Origin of the sequence: Polaribacter sejongensis (genome assembly GCF_038024065.1) — a bacterium.
In the GTDB taxonomy this organism is placed as follows: Bacteria; Bacteroidota; Bacteroidia; order Flavobacteriales; family Flavobacteriaceae; genus Polaribacter; species Polaribacter sejongensis.
On the sequence record NZ_CP150667.1, the window covers coordinates 1,580,546 to 1,596,971 of the forward strand.

At 29.8% G+C, this 16,426-nt stretch carries 10 protein-coding genes; 5 read left to right on the forward strand and 5 right to left on the reverse strand.

Annotated features, from left to right (window positions below; genetic code table 11):
- Positions 1-100: 100 nt before the first annotated feature.
- Positions 101-1,042 carry a FecR family protein gene (locus tag WHD08_RS06595; protein ID WP_208888774.1) on the reverse strand — a complete coding sequence of 314 codons (942 nt, stop codon included), beginning with the start codon at positions 1,040-1,042 and terminating at the stop codon, positions 101-103.
- A 112-nt stretch (positions 1,043-1,154) separates the two neighbouring features.
- Positions 1,155-1,733 carry a sigma-70 family RNA polymerase sigma factor gene (locus tag WHD08_RS06600; protein ID WP_165733965.1) on the reverse strand — a complete coding sequence of 193 codons (579 nt, stop codon included), beginning with the start codon at positions 1,731-1,733 and terminating at the stop codon, positions 1,155-1,157.
- Positions 1,734-2,241: 508 nt separating this feature from the next.
- On the opposite strand from WHD08_RS06600, the gene WHD08_RS06605 reads away from it, so the two are divergent.
- The 3 genes from WHD08_RS06605 to WHD08_RS06615 all read left to right on the forward strand — a co-directional run bounded on the left by WHD08_RS06605 (position 2,242) and on the right by WHD08_RS06615 (position 6,675).
- Positions 2,242-3,108, forward strand: a complete 867-nt coding sequence (locus WHD08_RS06605) for a tetratricopeptide repeat protein (RefSeq protein ID WP_208888773.1) — start codon at positions 2,242-2,244, stop codon at positions 3,106-3,108.
- A 5-nt stretch (positions 3,109-3,113) separates the two neighbouring features.
- Positions 3,114-4,715: a metallophosphoesterase gene (locus WHD08_RS06610; protein WP_208888772.1), complete on the forward strand. Its 1,602-nt coding sequence runs from the start codon at positions 3,114-3,116 to the stop codon at positions 4,713-4,715.
- Between the two features lie 85 nt (positions 4,716-4,800).
- Complete coding sequence (locus tag WHD08_RS06615) at positions 4,801-6,675, forward strand: cytochrome-c peroxidase (RefSeq protein ID WP_208888771.1); 1,875 nt, start codon at positions 4,801-4,803, stop codon at positions 6,673-6,675.
- Positions 6,676-6,837: 162 nt separating this feature from the next.
- On the opposite strand, the gene WHD08_RS06620 is transcribed toward WHD08_RS06615, so the two are convergent.
- From WHD08_RS06620 to WHD08_RS06630, 3 genes are all read right to left on the reverse strand, one after another.
- On the reverse strand, positions 6,838-9,093 hold the full coding sequence (locus WHD08_RS06620; RefSeq protein WP_244183230.1) for a glycoside hydrolase family 3 N-terminal domain-containing protein: 2,256 nt from the start codon (positions 9,091-9,093) through the stop codon (positions 6,838-6,840).
- A gap of 207 nt (positions 9,094-9,300) precedes the next feature.
- On the reverse strand, positions 9,301-11,463 hold the full coding sequence (locus WHD08_RS06625; RefSeq protein WP_244183229.1) for a beta-glucosidase: 2,163 nt from the start codon (positions 11,461-11,463) through the stop codon (positions 9,301-9,303).
- 740 nt (positions 11,464-12,203) lie between these two features.
- Complete coding sequence (locus WHD08_RS06630; RefSeq protein ID WP_165733970.1) at positions 12,204-12,728, reverse strand: YkgJ family cysteine cluster protein; 525 nt, start codon at positions 12,726-12,728, stop codon at positions 12,204-12,206.
- Positions 12,729-12,917: 189 nt separating this feature from the next.
- Between WHD08_RS06630 and argS the strand changes: the two genes are divergently transcribed.
- Positions 12,918-14,693, forward strand: coding sequence for an arginine--tRNA ligase (gene argS / locus WHD08_RS06635; RefSeq protein ID WP_208888770.1), 1,776 nt, complete (start codon positions 12,918-12,920; stop codon positions 14,691-14,693).
- Positions 14,694-14,886: 193 nt separating this feature from the next.
- A complete protein-coding gene (gene lpdA, locus WHD08_RS06640; protein ID WP_208888769.1) occupies positions 14,887-16,275 on the forward strand; it encodes a dihydrolipoyl dehydrogenase in 1,389 nt (462 codons plus the stop codon).
- Positions 16,276-16,426: the final 151 nt, after the last annotated feature.

Below are 16,426 nucleotides of genomic sequence, written 5' to 3' on the forward strand. Positions count from 1 at the left end.
ATATTTGTACTGTTTTACTGTGATTTTTCCTCATTTAATTAAGTCTTAGTTTTTACTTTGTTTTAATGAAATTCTTATGATTTTTGTTTAATTATTATCTCTACTTTTTCACTATTTCAATCATATTATTATTTTTGATTAGTTTTACTTCGTTGATAAAATTGATACGCTCTAATAAATTATCTAATGTTTCATTCTTAGATAATCTTAATGAATAGAAATACTCTTCTTTAAGGTTATCTGTTTTAAAAACAAATGGAATTTCATATAACTTTCGAAGCTCTATTACTAGTTCTTCAATTTTTATTTTTTCTAAAACCACTTCTTCTTTCCACCAAAGATTTGTAACCTCTGCGTTTACCTCTTTCTTATAAAGCTTGCTTGTTTTATTATTATAAGTTACTTTTTGGTTAGGCTTAATAAATACAGATTGTTGTTTAGAAGTTACGTTTACCAAACCTGTATTAACCACTACTTCAGTTGTATTTTCTGCCTCTCTTATATTAAAAGAAGTACCTAAAACTTTGGTTGTAATTTTACCAGATTCAATTACAAATGGTTTCTTCGGATTTTTAGTTACATCAAAAAAAGCTTCTCCTTTTAGCTTTACCAACCTAATTGTATCATTAAAATTTTTAGGATATTCTATAGAACTTTCCCCATTCAAAACTACCAAAGAGCCATCTGGTAAATAAACTTTCACCAGTTCGTTTAAATGAGTTTCTTTTAAAATTTGTGCTATTTTATGCTGATTTCCGAAAAATAAAATTCCTTTATTATTGCTTACTGAATAAAAGTTAAAACCTAATAGAATAATAATAGAAGCAGCAACTGCCCAATACCAAGTTATTTTGGTTTTTTTATTTTTCTCTATTCTTTTGTAGATTGTATTTTTAAGGGAAAGATTGTGTTTAAAATCCGTAGGATTTTTTCCACCTTTTTGCATTTCATCAAAAAAAGATTCTACACTTTCAGTTTCTTTTTGCGTAGCTGTTCCTTCTTGGTATTTTTTTAAAATAATTTTAAAACTCTGTTCTGTCATAATGTACTTACATATTGGAAAATAGATTCCTCTACTGTTAAGTACCCAAATTTTAAATGTCCCCTATGTTTTTATTTCAAGTTAAAGTTTTGTTAACCTAGATAACACTTAATTAACATTGTGCAGATACAATGCCTATTAACACAAATTGAAGTAACATCATTTCTGAATTATAAACTCCTGATTCTCGTAAAATTTTTAATGCTTTGGTTATTTGGTTATCAACTGTACTTGTAGAAATATTTAATACAGCGGCAATTTCTTTGTAACTTAAACTCTCTTTAAAGCGAAGTTTAAAAATCTGAAGACATCTTTCTGGCAATAAATCGTCGGCTAAAATATCTATTTTTTTAATCAGTACTACTTTATTTTCTTCTATTTTTTCACTTTCTGCTGTATCATCAAAATTAAAAACAGCTTCCATTTTTTCTAATAAAACTTCAGTAAAAGGTTTACTGCGAAGCCTTTTTGCACATTGAAATTTTACAGCTTTAAATAAATAGGCTTTATAATGTTCTATTGATAAATTGTCTAACCGATTCCATAAATCTAAAAAAACTTCTTGCGTAACATCTTCTGCGTCTTCACTAGAATGTAAAATATTATTCGCATACCCAAATAATTGATACCAATACTCATTGTAGGCCTTATTGTAATCTTGCTTCTTACCCATAAGTTTAATTGTTATCATCTTTAGATTTTACAAAAAAAAAGCATTTAACCGCAACTACTAACAAGTATATATTATCATTCCGTTAAATCATAAATTAAAAATTTTAGACAATAAAAAACACTTGTTACTAAGCTTTCTAAACACCTAAAAGAACACAAATACAACAAAAAGTAATATCTTAAAATTTCTTTCTAATAAAAAAACCATACTCTTTTAAAGTTCTAAATAAGAGTACTTAAAACAGGTTTTGTTCCTATTTTAGTTATAAATTAATATACGAAACATGTATAATTATAGTTTTAATAAACAACTTCAGAATAAACATTTACTTAACTAATTGTTAATCTAAACATAACAAAAAATCACAAAAACCTAACAAACAACAAGTTAGGTTTATTTGTTTTAAATTAAATATTCGTTACGCCCTCTATTGTCAACGTGTTTAGTAGTTCTTGTTTTTAATTTTTCGAAAAATCATTTGCAAACAGATTATATACATTTGCCCTTAAAAAAACCTTCCTTTTACATGGTTAAAAAATCATATTCCCTAAACTTTGGGAATCCTCTTCTTATAAGAATACTTTTTATTGTTTCCTTTTTATTATTATCCGTACAAGTATTTGCACACGGAGATTTATCTATTCGAATAGAAAAAAAGACTCTAGAAATTAAAAAAGACCCAAATAATTTTAACCTTTATTTTCAAAGAGGTTTACTATACCAACAACATACAGAATATAAAAAATCATTAATCGATTATAAAAAATCTAAAACTTTAGGAAATAAAAAAAATGCTTTAGAATATAGAATTGCTGAGGTAAATTATTTATCAGAAGAATATAACGAAGCTTTAAAAGCTATAACTACTTATTTAAAAAAAGAGAAATTAAATACCAAAGCTAAAAAACTAGAAGCTCAAATATTATTCCATTTAAAAGCCTATAAAAAATCGGTAAAAGCATACAAATATGTTGTTGATAATCTACAAGATATTCGCCCAGAAAACATTTTAGAATATGCAAAAATAATACTTGCAGAAAATAATAAAAATTATAAAGATGCTTTACAAGTAATAGAAGTAGGTTTAGATAAATTGGGTGCAAATACATTATCTCTTCAACTAAAAAAGTTAGATTATTTAAAAGAATCTAATCAAACAGAAAAAGTAATTAATCAATATAATTATTTTATTATAGAATACAATAGAAAAGAGTTTTGGTACTATAAAAAAGCCAAGTACCTAGCAAGCTTACACCAACATCAGCAAGCATATATAGCCATACAATTAGCTTCTATTAATATAGAAAAATTAGATGCTAAATTAAAAAAAATGAGCTCTACAATTAAGTTAAAACAACAAATTAAAACTTTAGAAAACGCCATTAACAACTAAATATTATGATTAAAAAAAGCATGTTTTTACTACTGATGCTAATTTCGGTATCTTTATTTTCTCAAACTTCTGCCATTGTAGAAAGAGGTCCTTATTTACAAAGCGGAACACCTACAAGCGTTATTGTAAAATGGCGAACAAACATTGCAACAGCATCTGTTGTTAATTACGGAACTAAATTAGATTCTTTATCTAACAATAAAATCAATAAAAATAAAACAACAGAACACCAAGTTGCTTTATCTAATTTACTGCCAAACACAAAATACTATTTTAATATTGGTAATCAAGAAGAAGTTTTAGCTGAAAGTATTTCTGGTGATATGTATGTAATAACTGCTCCAAAAGTTGGTACAGATCAATTTGTTCGCGCTTGGATTTTGGGAGATCCTGGTACAGATAATAAAAGCCAAAGAAATGTAAGAGACGCATATTATAAGTATGTTGATACAAATTCTATAAACACTGGAAAAACAGATATGATGTTATTTTTAGGCGATAATGCCTATAGTAGCGGGACGGATATAGAATACAAACTTGCTTTTTTTGATGTTTATAACGAGATGCTAAAAAAATCTGTTGCTTGGTCTTGTTTAGGGAATCACGATGGTTACACTGCTGATTCAGACACGCAATCTGGTCCTTATTATGATATTTTTTCTTTTCCTAAAGAAGCAGAAGCAGGCGGAATAGCTTCTGGTACTGAAGCTTATTACTCTTTTAATTATGCTAATATTCATTTTATAATATTAGATTCTCACCACTCTAGTCGAGCTGTTGGTGATGCAATGTATAATTGGGCTTTAACAGATATTCAAAATACACAACAAGATTGGATTGTAACTTTATTCCATCACCCTGCATATTCTAAAGGTTCTCATGATTCTGACGTAGAAGATAGATTGATTGAAATGCGAGAAAACTTTATGCCCATGTTAGAAGCCAATGGTATAGACCTTGTTTTAAACGGCCATAGCCATTCTTATGAACGTTCTTATTTTTTAAACGGGCATCAAGGTTTTTCTAATAGTTTTAATCCTAAACAAATAACTAAAGGAGGTAACATTGTTGGTAAAAATGGAAATGGAGATGGAAAAATAGATGGTAATGGTGCTTACATAAAAACGAAAGAAGATACTAAAGGAGCTGTTTATATAACAACAGGGTCTGCAGGACAAATATCTGGCGGAGAATTAAACCATAAAGCAATGTATATTTCTTTAAATAAACTGGGTTCTTGTGTTATGGAGGTTGATGATGATGGTAAAGGTGGACAAAATTTAACTGTTAAATTTATACGAGATACTAATGAGATTGATGATTATTTTACCATCAATAAACCTAACATCACTATTAAATCTTCTTCTATCAAAAAAGAAATTATAAAAAGTGAAGAGTCGTTTATATCTCCCATTAATGGTGTACTTACCATCAACTTAAAGCCTAAAGAAAAATTAAAAACAGTTAAATTTTATAATAATATTGGGCAGTTGATTAAAGAAACTAATGACAAAGTAATTGACGTTAAAAAAATGGAATTAGGTACGTATGTTGTAGAAATAACAACGGATAAGGGAACGTTTTATAAATCTGTTATTTTAAAATAATTTTAAATTCTCATTTTAATAAATTACTATTAAGGCTTTTTTATTCTGATAAAAAAGCCTTAATAGTTTATAAAACTTGTACTAAATGAAAAAAATAAGCATTTTATGTATGTTGCTTTTTAGTTGCTTTTTTATCTTATCTGGTAAAAAAACAGCCGTTTATAAAACAGATTCTATTTTAAAAAATATAGCTTTTGATTATACAAATAATTTTTACAAGTTTCAAAAAGAAGTAAACTTATTAGATGCTCTTACAAATAAAAAGGCTTCTTTAAAAGATATAAAAAGCCAAGTAAAAAAAACAAGATTAGCTTATAAGAAAATTGAATTTATTTTTGATTATTACCAAACATTTTACAATACTACTTATATAAACGGAGCTCCGTTACCAAAAATAAGTGAATATTTTGAAGCCACTGAAGTTATAAAGCCCAATGGTTTGCAGGCATTAGATGAAGCCATTTTTGAAGAAAATTCCTTAGAAAACAAACAACATATTAAAAAATTAGCTAATAAATTAAAAGAGCGTGTAGATTTCCTTCTAAAAAGCCACTTACCAATTCAATTAAAATCTAGTCAAATTATAGAGTCTATTCGCTCTGGAATGGTTAGAATTTTCACTTTAGGAATTACAGGTTACGACACGCCTGGTTCTGTAAATGGTCTAGAGGAAAGTTTAGTGAGTTTGCAAAGCATGAAAACTGCTTTTTTGCACTATAAGGAAGGAGTAAATCCTAATGCAATTATTAAATTTCATCATATTAAAAGACTTTTTGAAAAAGGAGAAAATTTATTAAAATTAGAAAACAATTTTAATGAATTTGATAGAATGCTCTTTTTAAAAGAAGTAGTAAATCCGTTATACGGTAACTTATTAGAGTTTCAAAATCTAAATAATATTCTATTAGAACCGTATAAAAAACATGCTCAAAATTATAAAGCAAAAAATATATTTGATGCTAATTTTCTTGATGCTGATTTTTATTCAGAATTAGTTTATCTTCCTTTAGATAATAAAAACACAATAGAATTAGGTAAATTATTATTTAACGATCCACAACTTTCTAATAGCGGAAAAATGTCTTGTTTAACTTGCCATGATCCTAACAAAGCTTTTACAGATGGTCTACCTAGAAGTGTCTCTAATAAAAAAGGAGTCTTTGGAGCTAGAAACTCTCCAACTCTATTAAATGCAGGGTATTCTACACGTTATTTTTTAGATATGCGTGCATTTACTTTAGAAACTCAAGTTGCTCATGTTTTAGATAATCCCTTAGAATTTAATACTACTTTTAAGGCTATTATAGAAAAATTAAATAAAAATGCTAATTATAGAAAATTATTTAAAGATTCTTACGAAGGAATTACCAAAAAAAATATCAACCAACGTTCTATAAGTAATGCTATTGCAGCCTACGTAAATTCTTTAAAATCCTTTAAGAGTCCATTTGATAGATATGTAAGAAATGAAACAACAAAATATCCTGAAAATGCAAAACGAGGTTTTAATTTATTCATGGGAAAAGGAACTTGTGCTACGTGCCATTTTGCTCCAATTTTTAACGGAACTACACCTCCCTTTTATTTAGAATCTGAGTCTGAGGTTTTAGGTATTACGCAAGGTTTTGATTCTATAAATCCTAAATTAGACACAGACTTAGGGCGTTATAATAATGGACTTATAGGCGATAAACAACCTTATTTTAAAAATTCTTTTAAAACGGTTTCTATTAGAAATGCAGATTTAACTGCCCCCTATATGCACAATGGTTTATTTTCTACTTTAGAAGATGTTTTAGAGTTTTATAACTTAGGTGGTGGAGAAGGAATGGGAGTAAAAGTAGAAAATCAAACACTTTCTAACGTACATTTAAATTTATCTAAACAAGAAATTGATGATATTATCGCTTTCATAAAAACACTTTCAGATACATCTGACTTTACAACCAATAAGAATTAAAGGCTCCATTTTAAAATAATTATGCGTCTTTTATTTTAATACATTATAATTTTACTACTCTTAATCTGTATTAAATATTTCCCTAGAAAGAAACTAGGGAAATAATATATAAAACATCTCTTTTGCTACCACAAAAAAACCGTTGAATCTACCAGTTAATATTTACTTTTTAAGAGAAAATGATGTTTTTAAACCTTCTGATGCACTTGGTCCAACCCAAATATTAAACACTCCCACTTCTGCTGCTTTTATCATTTTATGATTCACAAACTCTAAATCTTTAGCCGAAATTTTAAAAGTAACTTCTTTTGTTTCTCCACTTTTTAAGAACACATGCTCGAACCTTTTTAACTCTTTAACAGGTCTGGTAATGCTACCAACAACATCTTGTATATAGAGTTGTGCTATTTCTTTACCGTCATTTTTACCTGTATTTGTAATAGATACCTTAATCTCTAAATCTTCATTAAAATTAATGATCTTTTTAGATATAGAAATATCTGTATATTTAAAAGTTGTGTATGTTAGGCCATAACCAAAAGGAAAATGAGGTGTAAAACCAACATCTAAATAATGAGAATCGTTACCCAGTGAACTTTGCCATGCAGCAATAGGAATTTTATCCATCGGAATAAAATTAATACTATCCGCAGGTCTACCTGTATTTTTATGATTATAAAAATACGGGAGTTGACCAGCTGTTTTTGGCCAAGAAACAGGCAATCTTCCTTCAGGAGATTTTATTCCATGTACAATTTCATACAAAGCCTCACCTCCCATTGTTCCGGGGTGCCATGCCATTAAAACAGCATCTACTTTATCTATAATATTTGTAATGGTAATAGGTCTACCTGCCATAATTACTAAAACAATAGGTTTCCCTGTTTTAGCCAATTCGTTAATTAATTCTTCTTGAGCTCCTGGTAAATTAATGTTTGCTCTACTATGTGCTTCACCAGATAAAATTGCTTCTTCTCCTCCAAAAAATAAAATAACATCAGATTTTTCAGCGTTATTTATAGCTTCTTGAAAACCTTTTTTAGAAGTATCTCTACTATGCCCTAATCCTATTGCAAACGTAAAATTTGTATTCGCTTTTTTATATGCATCTAAAGGTGTATTGGTGTGTTCTTTTTCTCCATCAAAAGCCCAAGTTCCTAATTGTTCGTGTGGCGCATTTGCCAAAGGACCAATAATGGCAACATTTGTTTTCTCTGAAAGAGGTAAGATAGAATTTTTATTTTTTAATAAAACAGTACTTTTAATCGCTGCTTTTTTAGCTTCTTCTAAATGGCTTTCTGCATACAAATTACCAGTATGTTCTTTATTTCTATGCGGATTTTCAAAAAGACCAAGTCTAAATTTAATTCGTAGAATATTACGTACAAATTCATCCAATTCTTCTATAGTTACCTTTTCTTCTTTAATCAATTCTTTTAAATGGTTTTCATAAGCTTCACTATTCATTTCCATGTCTAATCCTGCTTTAGCTGCTAATTCTGCAGCATGCTTTTCGTCACTTGCAAAACCATGAGCAATCATTTCTGTAACCGAATCCCAATCACTTACCACAAAGCCATCAAATTTTAATTCTCCTCTTAAAACATCCTTTAATAAAAACTCATGTCCTGTTGCTGGAATTCCGTTTATTTCATTAAAAGAACTCATTACAGTTGCAGCACCAGCATCTATAGCTGCTTTAAATGGTGGTAAATAAATGTTTCTTAAAAGAGGTTCACTTAAATTAACCGTGTTGTAATCTCTACCTCCAATGGCAGCACCATAAGCAATATAATGTTTTGCAGAAGCCGCCATTCTGTAAGGATTGCTTAAATCATCTCCTTGAAAACCTTTAATATAAGCAGCACCTAAAACGGTGGCTAAATAAGGATCTTCTCCTGGTGATTCTGCAATTCTTCCCCATCGGCTATCTCTCGCAATGTCTAACATTGGGGCAAACGTCCATCGTATGCCTGATGAGGTAGCTTCAAAAGCAGCTATTTCAGAAGATTTTTCTACTATTTGTGTATTCCAAGTAGCAGCTAATCCCAATGGAATTGGAAAAATAGTTTTAAAACCATGAATTACGTCTCTACCAAAAATTAATGGAATTCCGTTTGGACTCTCTTCAACCGCGATTCTTTGTAGTTCATCTACATAGTTTAAATTCATAATGTTTAAAAAAGCACCAACTTCTCCTTTTTTAACAGATGCTATTAATTTTTCTGGAAGTTCACTTTCTGTACTGTGCATACCTCTTAAATTGGTTTGCCCTATTTTTTCTTCTAAAGACATTTTAGAGAGTAAAGCTTCAATCTTTGCTTCATGCGTTGTGTCTCCTGTAAAAGAAGCCTCCTTATTTTCTTTACAACTTATAATTGTTACCAATAACAGTAATAGAAGGAATGTTTTTTTCATAATATTATTCATTTTGTTGGTTTATTTTCTATCAAAAAAGTATTTATTGCATCTTTAATTCCTAAAAATCACAAAGACTACTTTTTTACTTTATCTTTAATTATATCTACACTTGTAGTAATTATATAAAGAATGATTCATTTTTTTATTCAAAAAAAGCAGTACAAAAATAAATTCATACTGCTTTTTCACTTTAATCAACTCAAATTAAAACAAATCAAATTTTATCTTTTTTACAATATTATTAGATGCGTTACCAACGTATAAATAATAAGTTCCTTCTTCTACAGTCCAGTCTGAAATTTCTGGATTATAATAGGCTAATGAGGATGCATCAATAGTAATTGTACCCGTTTTATTAGCTCCTTTTTCTAAATATATTTTCGAAAATCCTTTTAATTCTTTTAAAGCTCTTTCTACTTTAGATTTATGTTTACCTACATATACTTGTACAACTTCTGCTCCTGCTCTATCTCCGGTGTTTGCAACCTCAAAAGTTATTTTTATTTGATCATTCTTAGCATATTTTTTTTGATCTATTTTTACTTCAGAAATTTTAAGATCAGTATAAGATAAACCAAATCCGAAAGCATATTGAGGTTTTATTTTTCGGGTATCAAACCATCTATATCCAACTAAAATACCTTCGCTATAATTTTGATTAACACCATCTCCTGGATACGATATTTGTCCAAAAGCATGTGCTGCATTATCATTTAATTCCTTTGGAAAAGAAAAAGGAAGTTTCCCCGAAGGATTTACATCTCCACTAACAACATCTGCTATTGCATGACCAGCCATACTACCCAAATACCAGGTTTGTAAAATTCCTTTTGTTTTAGAAATCCAAGGCATTTTTACAGCATTTCCTGTAACCAATAAAAAACCTAAGTTTTCATTAACTTCTTGAATTCCGTTTATTAATTTTTCTTGTCCGTAAGGCAAATCAAAAACTTCTCTATCATCTCCTTCACTATCTTGATGATGACTTTTATTTAAACCTCCCACAAAAAGAACAATGTCTGCTTTTTTTGCAACCTCAATTGCTTTTACATACAAAGAATCTTGGTTTAAATTAGCTGGTAAAATTTCATCATAAACAGAAGCACCAGACTCATAACCCATTGTATGAATAATAGTTGCATTTTTGTATCTATCTTTTATCCCTTGCAAAGGAGAAATTTCGAAAAGAGGTTTTAATTGAGAAGATCCTCCACCTTGTGTCATATCTCTCGTTGCATTTTCTCCAATCACAGCAATTGTAATTCCTTTTTTATCCTGAATAGGAAAAAAATTATCTTCATTTTTCAACAATACAATTCCTTCTGTTGCTACCTTTCTAGCAACTTCTAGATGCTTGTCTGTATTCAACTTCCCTAAAGTTCTATTCGGATTTAAGTTTGTACGATACATCAACCTTAATATTCTACGTACTTTATCGTCTAGCAAACCTTCACTTAACGCCCCATTTTTTATCGCTTTTAAAAATGGATTTGCTAAATAATAATGTTGATAATGATTATTGGTAGTAGTTCCCAAACCATCTGTTCCTGTACCCATTTCCATATCTACACCATACAACGCGGCTTCTTCTGTAGAGTGCACAGAACTCCAATCGCTAATTACAACACCATCAAAATTCCAATCTGTTTTTAAAATTTTATGCAGAATTTTATTATGGGTAGTGTACTGACCTCTAAATTTATTATAAGCGCCCATTAATGCCCAAACATTTCCTTTTTGCACCGCTGCTTTAAATGCTGGTAAATAAATTTCGTGCAAAGCTCTATCACCAACTTCTACATTAATTTTATCTCTTAAATGTTCTTGATTATTTAGAGCAAAGTGTTTTACACAAGCTGCAACACCATTATCTTGAACTCCTTTAATATAAGGAACTACCATGGAAGAAGCTAAAAAAGGATCTTCGCCTAAATATTCAAAATTCCTACCATTCATGGGCGTTCTATAAATATTTACACCAGGACCTAATAAAACCTCTTTTTCTCTATATTTAGCTTCTTCACCTAAACTAAAACCATAATTTTCTGCTAATTCTGGGTTAAAAGTTGCCGCCAAACATGTAAGTGCTGGAAAAGCAGTAATTGCATCATTGGTCCAACCTGCATTCTCCCAAGCATCCCAACTAATTTCTTCTCTAACTCCATGTGGTCCATCAGACATCCACACTTCTGGAATACCTAACCGAGCAACTCCTTTTGTACTAAATTTAGATTGCGCATGTGTCATTGCTACTTTTTCTTCTAAAGTTAAAACAGCAATAATACTATCTATTTTGGCTTCTATAAATTTAGTAGAAACTTCATTTTTCTCTAATTGAATTTGTGGTATTTTATCTTGTGCTTTCATAAATGATATGTGTAAGCAGAAAACAAAAAGGAACACCGGAATATTTTTATTAAACGGAACTCTCATGTTTTTCAAATTTAGTTTACTTTTAATTATTTTGATAAAACTACTTTTAAACGAAGTATTTTAATAAAACTATTTCAACTAAGAATAAAACATTTGTTGCAATTCATTTGATTCCCTAAGATTCTATAGCCCCAATACTCATTTGTTCTATATTTTGCTTTAAATCTTATATGGAAGACTTTTTGTAAGTTAGCTGCTTATACTGCTTTAATTGTATTGATATTTTAAAGAACCTAAAAAATATAAAAGATTGAACTCTATTCTTAAAACCTTTTTATGAAGTTGCAATTGTAGGAAATGAAGCACAAAACATTAAAAATGAGCTACAAGATCATTATATACCTAATACTATAATTGTAGGTTCTGTAAATGAAAATGAAAGTATTCCGCTATTAAAAGATAAGTTCGTAGAAGATGAAACTTACATTTACGTTTGTAATTTAGGAACATGTAAATTACCTCAAAAAGAAACTGTAAAAGCTATTAAGTTGATACAAAAATAATTTATAAAACTAAAAAACCATCTCGCTTGAGATGGTTTTTTTAAATCAACTAATTCAAATAATTATAAAATGAAAACAGTTAACTACGTTGTCTTCATTTTTATAAAAGCAAGTTCTGTGCCAAAAGAATATTTGAAATGTATTTTTAGATATCTTTAACAAAGGTACTACTTAGCTCCTTCTCTTTTTTACTTTAGAAACCATTGGTACTGCTTTTTTTAATGCCTCTACAATAGAATATGCAGCTGGACAAATAGCTGTATTTGCTACTGTTAAATCTGAAATATTTATAAACTTTTTTCTATTTGTATGCGGGTATTCTGCACAAGCTTTTGGTCTAACATCATAAATAAAACAGCTATTATCAGATTCATCTAAGAAAGAACAAGGTGCCGTTTTTAACACCATAAAATTGTCTTCGTCTCTTTCTAAATATTGCTTTTGAAAATCTGCAACTTTCATTTTTAAATGTTTAGAAATACGTTCTGTATCTTTATCCGTAAAAATAGGACTCGTAGTTTTACAACAGTTTCCACAATCTAAACAATCTGTTTTTTTAAACTCAGCATCATGTAATTCCTGCACAACATAATCTAAATTTTTAGGCGTTCTTTTCTTAAGAGTCGCAAAGTACTTTAGACTTTCCTTTCTAGTTTCTTCTGCTAATTTTGGTAATTGTTCTAGACGTTTTTCCATTGTGCAAAAATACAATTTAATAGTTTAAAAAAAGATTTCTAAAAAAAGGATTGCCAACTATTTTAAATGTGAATTATATTTATTATAATCCTTAAAACTCCTCTAATTGAAACCTATAAATCTTTAATTGTGAACTCTTGAATCTTTTAATCTTTTAACGTAATTTTGCATTTCAATTTTAGACACTACATGAGCATTCAAAACATCATAGAAACCAAAGTAAAAGAAGGTTTTTTAGCATTATACAATATAGAAATTCCAACTGTAGAATTTCAAGCAACTAGAAAAGAATTTGAAGGAGATATTACAGTAGTAGTATTCCCTTTATTACGTTACAAAAAAGGAAATCCTGTACAGATTGGTGAGGATTTAGGTAAATATGTAGTAGAAAATGTTACTGAAATCACCAATTATAACGTTGTAAAAGGGTTCTTAAACCTAGTAATAGACGATAGTTTTTACACAAATTTCTTCAATGCTATTTATCCTGATTCTAGTTATGGTATGGTTTCGCCAAAGGCGGATGACAAAGCCATGATGGTAGAATACTCATCACCAAATACCAACAAACCTTTACACTTAGGGCACGTTCGTAATAATTTATTAGGTTATTCTGTAGCAGAAATAATAAAAGCTGCAGGTAAAAAAGTCTATAAAACGCAGATTATTAACGATAGAGGTATTCATATATGTAAATCTATGTTGGCTTGGGAAAAGTTTGGGAACGGAGAAACTCCTGAATCTACAGGTTTAAAAGGTGATAAATTGGTTGGTAATTATTACGTAAAATTCGACCAAGAATATAAAAAGGAAATTGCGCAATTAATTGCGGAAGGAAAGACTGAAGACGAAGCTAAAAAAGAAGCTCCATTATTTTTAGAAGCACAACAAATGTTGTTGAAATGGGAAGCTGGAGATGCTGAAGTTGTTGCACTTTGGAAAGAAATGAACTCTTGGGTTTATAAAGGATTTGACGTTACTTACAAAAGTATGGGCGTAGATTTTGACACCTTATATTATGAAAGTAACACTTATTTATTAGGAAAAGATGTAGTTGCACAAGGTTTAGAAAAAGGTGTTTTCTATAAAAAAGAAGACGGTTCTGTTTGGTGTGATTTAACAGAAGATGGTTTAGACGAGAAAATCGTTTTACGTTCTGACGGAACAGCTGTCTACATGACACAAGATATTGGTACTGCTATACAACGTGTAAAAGATTATGCAGATGTTGGTGGAATGGTATATACAGTTGGTAACGAACAAGATTATCATTTTCAAGTATTGTTTTTAATCTTGAAGAAATTAGGATTTGATTGGGCAAAACAATTGCATCATTTAAGCTACGGAATGGTAGATTTACCTTCTGGAAAAATGAAATCTAGAGAAGGTACTGTTGTAGATGCAGATGATTTAATGGATGAAATGACGGCAACTGCCAAAGAAATTTCTGAAGAATTAGGAAAACTAGACGGGTATTCTGATGAAGAGAAAAACGAATTATATAAAACGATTGGTTTAGGTGCTTTAAAATACTTTATTTTAAAAGTAGATCCTAAAAAGAGAATTTTGTTCGACCCGAAATCTTCAGTAGATTTCCAAGGAAACACAGGTCCTTTTATTCAGTATACGTATGCTAGAATTCAGTCTATTATTAGAAAAGCAGATTTTGATTATTCACAACCTGTAAAAATTGAATTACACGAAAAGGAAAAAGAATTACTAAAACAATTAGAATTATATCCTGAAACGGTACAACAAGCTGCTGCCAATTATTCTCCAGCAATTATTGCAAACTATACATACGATTTGGTAAAGGAGTTTAATTCTTTTTATCAGAATGTACATATTTTAGGAGAACAAGATTTAGATAAAAAAGCTTTTAGAGTTCAATTGTCTAAAAAAGTAGCTGATACTATTAAATCTGCATTTTTATTATTAGGAATTCAAGTTCCGGAAAGAATGTAAATTAGTTGAATCTTACATTGGCTGTAAGACCAAAAGTTAGTAAATTAGCAAGCGTTAGGGATTGAAGTGGCATCCTTTTGCTTTTTTAGCAAAAGATACAACGAAAAGCCTGTTAAAACGCCCAACTTCTAGATACTATTTAAAAAATAACTAGAAGTAACATAGATAAAAATAAAAAGTTAAATATACAATTATGAAATACGACATCATTATTATTGGAAGTGGACCTGGAGGTTATGTAACAGGTATTAGAGCTTCTCAATTAGGCTTTAAAGTTGCCATTGTAGAGAAAGAAAGCTTAGGTGGAATTTGCCTAAACTGGGGATGTATACCTACAAAAGCATTGTTAAAATCTGCACAGGTTTATGATTATTTAAAGCATGTTGACCAATATGGTTTAAAAGCAGAAGCTATTGATAAAGATTTTGATGCTGTAATTAAAAGAAGTCGTGGTGTTGCTGAAGGAATGAGCAAAGGTGTTGCTTTTTTAATGAAGAAAAACAAAATTGATATTATTAACGGTTTTGGTAAAATTAAAACGGGTAAAAAAGTAGATGTTACTGCCGAAGATGGAACGGTAACTGAATATAGTGCAGACAATATTATTATTGCAACAGGTGCGCGCTCTAGAGAATTACCTAACTTGCCACAAGATGGTAAAAAAGTAATTGGTTATAGACAAGCAATGAGTTTACCTACGCAACCAAAATCTATGATTGTTGTAGGTTCTGGAGCTATTGGTGTTGAGTTTGCTCATTTTTATAATTCTATGGGAACAGATGTTACTATTGTAGAATTTATGCCTAATGTAGTGCCAGTTGAAGATATTGATGTTTCTAAACAATTTGAAAAATCAATTAAAAAAGCAGGAATTAAAGTAATGACAAATTCTTCTGTAGAATCTGTTGATACTTCTGGTGATGGCGTTGTTGCTACTGTAAAAACTAAAAAAGGAGAAGAAACTTTAACAGCAGACATCTTATTATCTGCAGTTGGAATTAAATCTAATATAGAAAACATAGGTTTAGAAGATGTTGGAATTATTGTTGACAGAGATAAAATCTTAGTAAACGATTTTTACCAAACAAACCTACCTGGTTATTATGCTATTGGTGATGTTGTTCCTGGACAAGCATTGGCACACGTTGCTTCTGCAGAAGGAATTACTTGTGTAGAAAAATTAGCTGGTTTACATACAGAGCCAATCGATTACGGAAACGTTCCTGGTTGTACATATGCTACTCCAGAGATTGCATCTGTTGGTATGACGGAAGCGAAAGCTAAAGAAGCTGGTTACGATTTAAAAGTTGGTAAATTCCCATTTTCTGCATCTGGTAAAGCAACTGCATCAGGAGCTACTGAAGGTTTTGTAAAAGTTATTTTTGATGCAAAATACGGAGAATGGTTAGGATGCCATATGATTGGTGCTGGTGTTACAGATATGATTGCTGAAGCAGTTTTAGGACGTAAATTAGAAACTACTGGTCATGAAGTTTTAAAAACAATTCACCCTCACCCAACCATGAGTGAAGCAGTTATGGAAGCTGTTGCTGACGCTTATGATGAAGTGATTCATTTATAGAATATAGATTATTAGATTTGTAGCACTTTAGAAATACGAATCTAACAGAAAAAAGTAATATTATTTACGATAGTTTAATTCTAACGATAAAAACAGTACTTTTATCGAAAACCGAAGCTTCTTGCTTCGGTTTTTTTGTATCTTTAAAGTA